The following is a 5,593-nucleotide window of genomic DNA, read 5'->3' as shown; positions in this document are numbered from 1 at the left end:
GAGTTCGAGATTCAGCGTGCTCACTGGCTTGGCTTGCAGGCCGCTTTGCCCGTGGAAGCACAACAAGCTATGGCGCTGCGAGCAACTTGTCTCGCCGTGCGGCTTCGCTACTGTGCCTCGTTCGCTGAGCCATTCTGCGCCCGCAGCGCCGTCACAGCATCGTTCGCGCCCTGTAGAAAGCCCTCGGCGTAGCGTTCGGCGGCGTCGCTCGATCCACGCAGGTTGAGCGTCGCCACGGATCGGGCCAGAGCCTTCACGAGGATCTCGGAGAATGCCACGTCGCTGCGGCCGGCTAGGAGGATCTCCGCCGCGCCGTTGGCCTCGATATCGGCCACGCAAGCCCGGCCGTCCTGAATGCCTCGGTCGCGGTAGTCGTCCTGAACCAGGTCCTGCACCTGTGCTTCCTCCCGCGGATCGGCGTTCCTGCCGTCTCGACAGGTAACGGTGTGCCTCAGGGCTACCGGACCTCCACATGTTCGGCGCAGCGCGTCCGGTATCGAGACCAGGCTCCCTCGGCTGACTGGCAGCCACAGGTCTCGCACACCTGCAGAGAGCGCGACCACGTCCGCTCCGTCACCTCGGCCGCAAGATCGAAGTCGGCCTCCAGCCAATCGGATTTGGGACCTATGATCAGGTGCAAACCCGCGCAGTGCTCGCGCGCCACCCTGACGACGACATCGCAATCCTTCACCGCGTCGAACGCGTCGTTGAGGATCCCCCGCCAGCCAGCGCCGACCCACACCTGCGCATCGTTGGCGAGCAGATCCGGGTAGCGCTCGCGGATCTCCGCGGCATCGACGCGCGGCATCTTCGGAAGCGCGAGCTTGCTGTCTACGGCGGCTCGGCCGGCCGCGATGATCTGCTTGGCGGTGGTCTCGTCGAGATCCTTGCCGAGGTCGACCAGCGTGGAGATCTCTTGCGTGAGTCGTGCGCCTTCGGGCGTGTCTCGCCCGACAGATCGGCGCTGCTCAATGCGCTTGCCCATCTCGTTGCGGAGGATGTCACGGGCGAGACCAAACAGGATGGCAGGTGGGATGGTGGGGTCCATCACCTCGCTCTGACAGCCCGCGAGCGGCATGGTCAAGCGAATCGGCAGGCGCTCTTTGGACGCGCAAATCAGACGAAGGTCACACCGACCTCCGAGCCTCGCCGCCACACCACGCTCACGGGCCGCGCCTTCCTGACCCCGAAGGAGAGTTCGAAGCGCTCCGGCAACAACCCGATCGCACTGAAAGCCAGCTTCGCGCCCGTGTCCGACTGATCCACCACTGTGCAGCTAACCTGTCGCCCGTTCGCGAAGGTGGCCGTCCCAGGTACATTGGCGATGGTGCGGACGGAACGGCGTCGCTCTTGCCCAGCGAATAGCATTCGGCTTGCTCTAATATCGGCTTTCCCGGCTGAGCTGTAGGCCGTCGAACGTTGAGGATCGGTAGCTAAGACCGATCCTCAAGCTCGCGGCAGCACGCTGAGAAGCGGCTACTCTCAGGCAGCCTTACGGCGGGCGCTACCCTTTGCAGCCTCGGTCTCAGCGGGACGAGCGGCGGGGCGTCCGAGGCCGATGGACTTGGCAAGCTCAGAGCGCTGGGCGGCGTAGTTGGCGCACACCATCGGATAGTCGCTCGGTAAGCCGTACCGCTGGCGATAGCTGTGCGGATCGAGCCCGTGGCCGGTCAGGTGGCGCTTGAGCGTCTTGTAGGGCCGGCCATCGATGAACGAGATCAGCGCGTCCGGCCTAATCGACTTGCGGATCTGCGAAGGCGTGGCCTTCTCCACCTCTTCCTCAACGGCCTGAGGCGCTCCGCTCGTGAGGCCGGTCAGCGCCGCATGAACGTTGGTGAGAAGTGCCGGCAGGTCATCAACCCGCACAGGGTTCTTGGCAACGTAGGCCGAGACGATATCGGCCGCGAGTTCGATGAAGTCGGGGGTCTGCCACTCAGTATTTTCTGTCAAGGTGTAAGTCCATGGTTCGCGCGCCCTCACGCGGCGTAGACCATCATATGCAGCGGCAAATCAAGGGGGTTTGCCCAGAGACAATCGGAAAGGCCTTTTTCGGCGCAAACTGCTCCTGCAGTTCTGTGCCAGCCGTTCAACCTTCATCCTTGCGGGCACCACGCGCGACGACCTTCATCATCTCGTCCGGCAGCGGCCGCTGCAGCCGCAGAGCTTCCTCGGTTGGTGCTTCAAGCCATGTGCTCCACTCATCCTCGGTGGTCAGCAGCACCGGCATCGCCTTCGGGTGCACAGGACCGACCACGCCGTTCGCCTCCGTCGTGAGGAAGCTGTAGAGCAGATGCTCCTCCTCGACCGGCTCCTCGCGCTTCGGGCCGCGTATGCCCGTCCATGGCCGCCAGATGCCGGCGAACGCAAACAGCGGCCGCTCGTCGGAGAGAGCAAACCACACTTGCGTCTTCTTCGGCTTGGTGTCGGCATACTCGCTGAACGCACTCACCGGCACGAGGCAGCGGTACTCCGGCTTCAACCAGGGCCGCCAGTACGGCGAGGCGACGTTGCGCACGTTCGTCACCGGCTGCGTGCCGATCTTCGGCGGAGGCGGGAAGCCCCAGCGCATCATGCTGAGCTCGCGGCCCTCACCCCGCTGGCGCACGACGGGCGCCATCTGGTTGGGGAAGATTCCAGGCAGCGGCGGCAGGTTGCCGGTCTGATCATCGGTGATGCCGAAGGCGCGCCGGATCGCGTCCTGACCCTTGTTCAGGCTGTAGAGATTGCACATGCCTGATCGTCCCAGGGGGATCGGGCCCGTTCAAGTGCGTGAACGTGGGGATCTCGATGTCCCCGCCCTCCACATCGAGCTGAGCGCGACAAGGTTGCTTTCGTCGGCTCGGTCGTCGCTCAGGCTCAAAGCCCGAAGAGTGAAGGCAGGGCGGCGGCCACGAACATCAACAATATGCCAAGGCCGATCAGAGTGGGTGAGCTGTAATCTTGGGCTTGGCGAACCCTTCGGGAGTTGCCCCGCATGTTGCAACCTCTGCCCACTTAGGCGTGCATCTCAGTGGGCTGAGATCCCGGCGCCCTACGGCTCCGTATGCTTGAACATAGTTAACAGATCGTTTTGGCGGTCGCGGCCATAAACCTCACAGCACATACAACGTGACGCCTTCATCGCGGTCGTAAATTGTCGCTCAGCAAAGCAGCGCGAAACTGAGGCTGTCAGGCAGACGGAAGGAGCGCGTGACTGCAAGTCGGGTTCGTTTGCGCAGCTTCCCCCAGCCGGCGCGCATGAGCCAGGACGCTCCGCGCTGCTGCTCTGGCGTTAGCTGCTCGAAGTTCAGGTCTTGGAGCGCCGTCACGGTGTGCTGCACGCGCCAGAGCGCAAAGCTGTTTCGCATGTGTGATGGCGAGGGCGCGAGCAGCCGCTTGCGGTGCCAGTTCGAATGAGGATGGCAGGATAACAGAAGCGGAAGCGGCCACAGCCGGAACTCCTGCTCGGAGACACATCGCCGTCCCATCACGGCACAATGGCTGCCCAGCTTTCCTATTGTCCGCAACTGTGAGGCCAAGCTTTTTGTTCCCGTCAGGGAAGCCAGCTGAGCATCGCACCAGAACAGGCTCGCCCCCGTTGCAAAGCGACGGGCTGAAGCGCTTCAACCGTCCTGACCTCTCCCATCGCTTGGCGCTGGATGTGGCCCCGGTAAACCATTCGTTTCCAACCGGCAGCTAGCACGGAGGTGCGCCTCGGGAGCAGGTCTGTCGGCGCTCATCATCCTGGGCCGACGCTCGGCAGAAAGCGCGCCTGACCCTCATTCCGGAAGGATCACTGCCCATGCGAACGGTTGTCTATGCCGATGGCGGCTGCGACCCCAATCCTGGCCCCGGTGGCTGGGGCGTGGTCATTTCGGGACAGGAAGGCACCGTTGAGCTCTGCGGCGGCGAGCTCGGCACCACCAACAACCGAATGGAGCTGACCGCGGCCATCCGAGCGCTAGAGCACTTTCCCGAAGGCGCGCCGATCGAGATGCGCTGCGACAGCCAGTACGTGGTGAAGTCCGTCACCGAGTGGATGCGCGGCTGGAAGGCGAAGGGCTGGCGGACCACGACGGGCGAGGTGAAGAACGTCGATCTGATGAAGCGCCTCGACGGGCTTGCCAGCCGCCGCGATGTGCGTTGGACGTGGGTTCGAGGCCATGCGGGCGACCCTCTCAACGAGCGCGCCGACCGCTTGGCCGCACAGGGGCGACGTGAGGCCCGAGGGCTGCCGCGGTTATCCACTCCGGTTCTGCCGTCTGTTTCGGCTGCCTCGGTGCCGGTGGGCCGCACGGCACCGGTGCAGATCGACCTCGCGCTGGGCCTTGAGATCGCGCGCGCGGCCAAGCGGGCTGGCACCACACCGTCGGCGTTCGTTGAGGAGGCAGTGAGGCTGGTCTTAGCTCTCGGGCCAGCGGAGACTGCCCGCCTGCAAACGCGCCTGAAACCCACGCCAGCTTCTGCTGCGTGATCGCACACGTTTCCACACTACGAGAGTGCAGTGCCGACCGAGGGCAAGTGGCTGGACCTGCGCTCCTGATCCCGCTGGCTGGCCACTTGGCGGGCGCCGAAGTACGCCGTGCGCCCGCCACCCGCGCTGAATCCGTCCTCGCTGTTACGCCGCGAGTGGCTCCGCCTCAATCTCGATAGGCTCCAGCACCTCACTCAGGACCACCTGCACTTGGTCGGCGGCAGCCGCGAGGATCTCGGTCCTGATCTCGCTGTCGTTGTCGGCTTCCTGAACCTGGGAGCAGTGCAAGGCAGCTCTCTGCTGGACATTCTTCAGCAGCTGCCGGGCCGCTTCGTCTTCGATCTCGATCAGGGTTCTCGCCAAATCCGCGTACGCGTCGCTGAGCAGAGAAAACGCGAGCTGCGTCGTCACCTCATCTTTGGCGCGGCTAAACTCCATCATGCCAACCTCCTCTTACGCTACTCAATGAGCTCCCCAGAAGGTGATCTTTTTGCAAACGGAAGCTCAAGGATCAGCATTGTCTTGGCGGACAGTGTTCAGATCATGGCATCTGCGGGCATTGCAGAAATTTCGTGCGATTCCGTTCGAAAGCAACCCAGGCAGGCAAAAGCCATTTCGCAAGCTGAGCCTCCCGGATCTAGCCCTCTGCTTACCCATAGTCGCTACCATACAGTAGCCTCGCAATCGGCTCGGTCCGAGATGCCGGTCAGATCATGTCGAGGCTGTAGTAGATGAGGGCGGCACGGGACCTGAGATCAGGGGCACCTTGCCGGTTGAGAGCAAAGGTTGGTCGTACTGCGCTGCTATGGCATAGGCTGTTCATGAGCAACGACGTACCGCATCCCTACACCGTTGAGGTCGAGCCTCTGACGAAGCCTGAGGGACAGTTCGGGTGGCTCCTTCGTCGGAGCGGCAAGCTGATCCAGCGATCAGACCGAGCCTACCGAAGCGAGGAGAAGGCTCGGGAAGCCGCTGTGGAGGCTGCTGAGCGCGACAGTAAGCCCGGAGCCGATACGGGTCGTCGCTGACGGGCCCCGTCCTGATCGGGCATCGATGACTCTGCCGGATCGTGCTGCCGCAATGGTCTTGAGTAACGGAGTTCAGAGCGTCCCACGAAGCCTAGCTACGCCGCGGGCGATA

7 protein-coding genes are annotated in these 5,593 nt (G+C 63.7%); 1 reads left to right on the top strand and 6 read right to left on the bottom strand.

Annotated elements, in window-relative coordinates; genetic code table 11:
- Positions 1–107: 107 nt before the first annotated feature.
- The 5 genes from MOX02_RS29155 to MOX02_RS29135 form a co-directional block, all read right to left on the bottom strand.
- Entirely contained in the window at positions 108–395 is a 288-nt protein-coding gene (locus MOX02_RS29155; RefSeq protein WP_147029278.1) for a hypothetical protein, read from the bottom strand.
- A gap of 62 nt (positions 396–457) precedes the next feature.
- Positions 458–1,048, bottom strand: coding sequence for a hypothetical protein (locus MOX02_RS29150; RefSeq protein WP_147029277.1), 591 nt, complete (start codon positions 1,046–1,048; stop codon positions 458–460).
- A gap of 68 nt (positions 1,049–1,116) precedes the next feature.
- On the bottom strand, positions 1,117–1,368 hold the full coding sequence (locus tag MOX02_RS33075) for a PilZ domain-containing protein (protein WP_147029276.1): 252 nt from the start codon (positions 1,366–1,368) through the stop codon (positions 1,117–1,119).
- 114 nt (positions 1,369–1,482) lie between these two features.
- Complete coding sequence (locus MOX02_RS29140) at positions 1,483–1,950, bottom strand: Ros/MucR family transcriptional regulator (RefSeq protein WP_147029275.1); 468 nt, start codon at positions 1,948–1,950, stop codon at positions 1,483–1,485.
- Positions 1,951–2,086: 136 nt separating this feature from the next.
- Entirely contained in the window at positions 2,087–2,731 is a 645-nt protein-coding gene (locus MOX02_RS29135) for an SOS response-associated peptidase (protein WP_147029274.1), read from the bottom strand.
- 1,050 nt (positions 2,732–3,781) lie between these two features.
- Here MOX02_RS29135 and rnhA point away from each other — a divergent pair.
- On the top strand, positions 3,782–4,453 hold the full coding sequence (gene rnhA / locus MOX02_RS29125; RefSeq protein WP_147029273.1) for a ribonuclease HI: 672 nt from the start codon (positions 3,782–3,784) through the stop codon (positions 4,451–4,453).
- Positions 4,454–4,597: 144 nt separating this feature from the next.
- Here rnhA and MOX02_RS29120 read toward each other — a convergent pair whose 3' ends face one another.
- Positions 4,598–4,894, bottom strand: coding sequence for a hypothetical protein (locus MOX02_RS29120; RefSeq protein ID WP_147029272.1), 297 nt, complete (start codon positions 4,892–4,894; stop codon positions 4,598–4,600).
- Positions 4,895–5,593: the final 699 nt, after the last annotated feature.

The sequence above is a fragment of the Methylobacterium oxalidis genome, assembly GCF_007992195.1.
Classification (GTDB): Bacteria; Pseudomonadota; Alphaproteobacteria; order Rhizobiales; family Beijerinckiaceae; genus Methylobacterium; species Methylobacterium oxalidis.
This window is presented reverse-complemented; position numbering and strand designations above follow the sequence as displayed.

Coding starts and splice junctions, on each gene's coding strand:
- rnhA (WP_147029273.1), top strand. CDS start 3,782: ATGCGAACGGTTGTCTATGCCGATGGCGGCTGCGACCCCAATCCTGGC.
- MOX02_RS33075 (WP_147029276.1), bottom strand. CDS start 1,368: ATGCTATTCGCTGGGCAAGAGCGACGCCGTTCCGTCCGCACCATCGCC.
- MOX02_RS29135 (WP_147029274.1), bottom strand. CDS start 2,731: ATGTGCAATCTCTACAGCCTGAACAAGGGTCAGGACGCGATCCGGCGC.
- MOX02_RS29150 (WP_147029277.1), bottom strand. CDS start 1,048: ATGGACCCCACCATCCCACCTGCCATCCTGTTTGGTCTCGCCCGTGAC.
- MOX02_RS29120 (WP_147029272.1), bottom strand. CDS start 4,894: ATGATGGAGTTTAGCCGCGCCAAAGATGAGGTGACGACGCAGCTCGCG.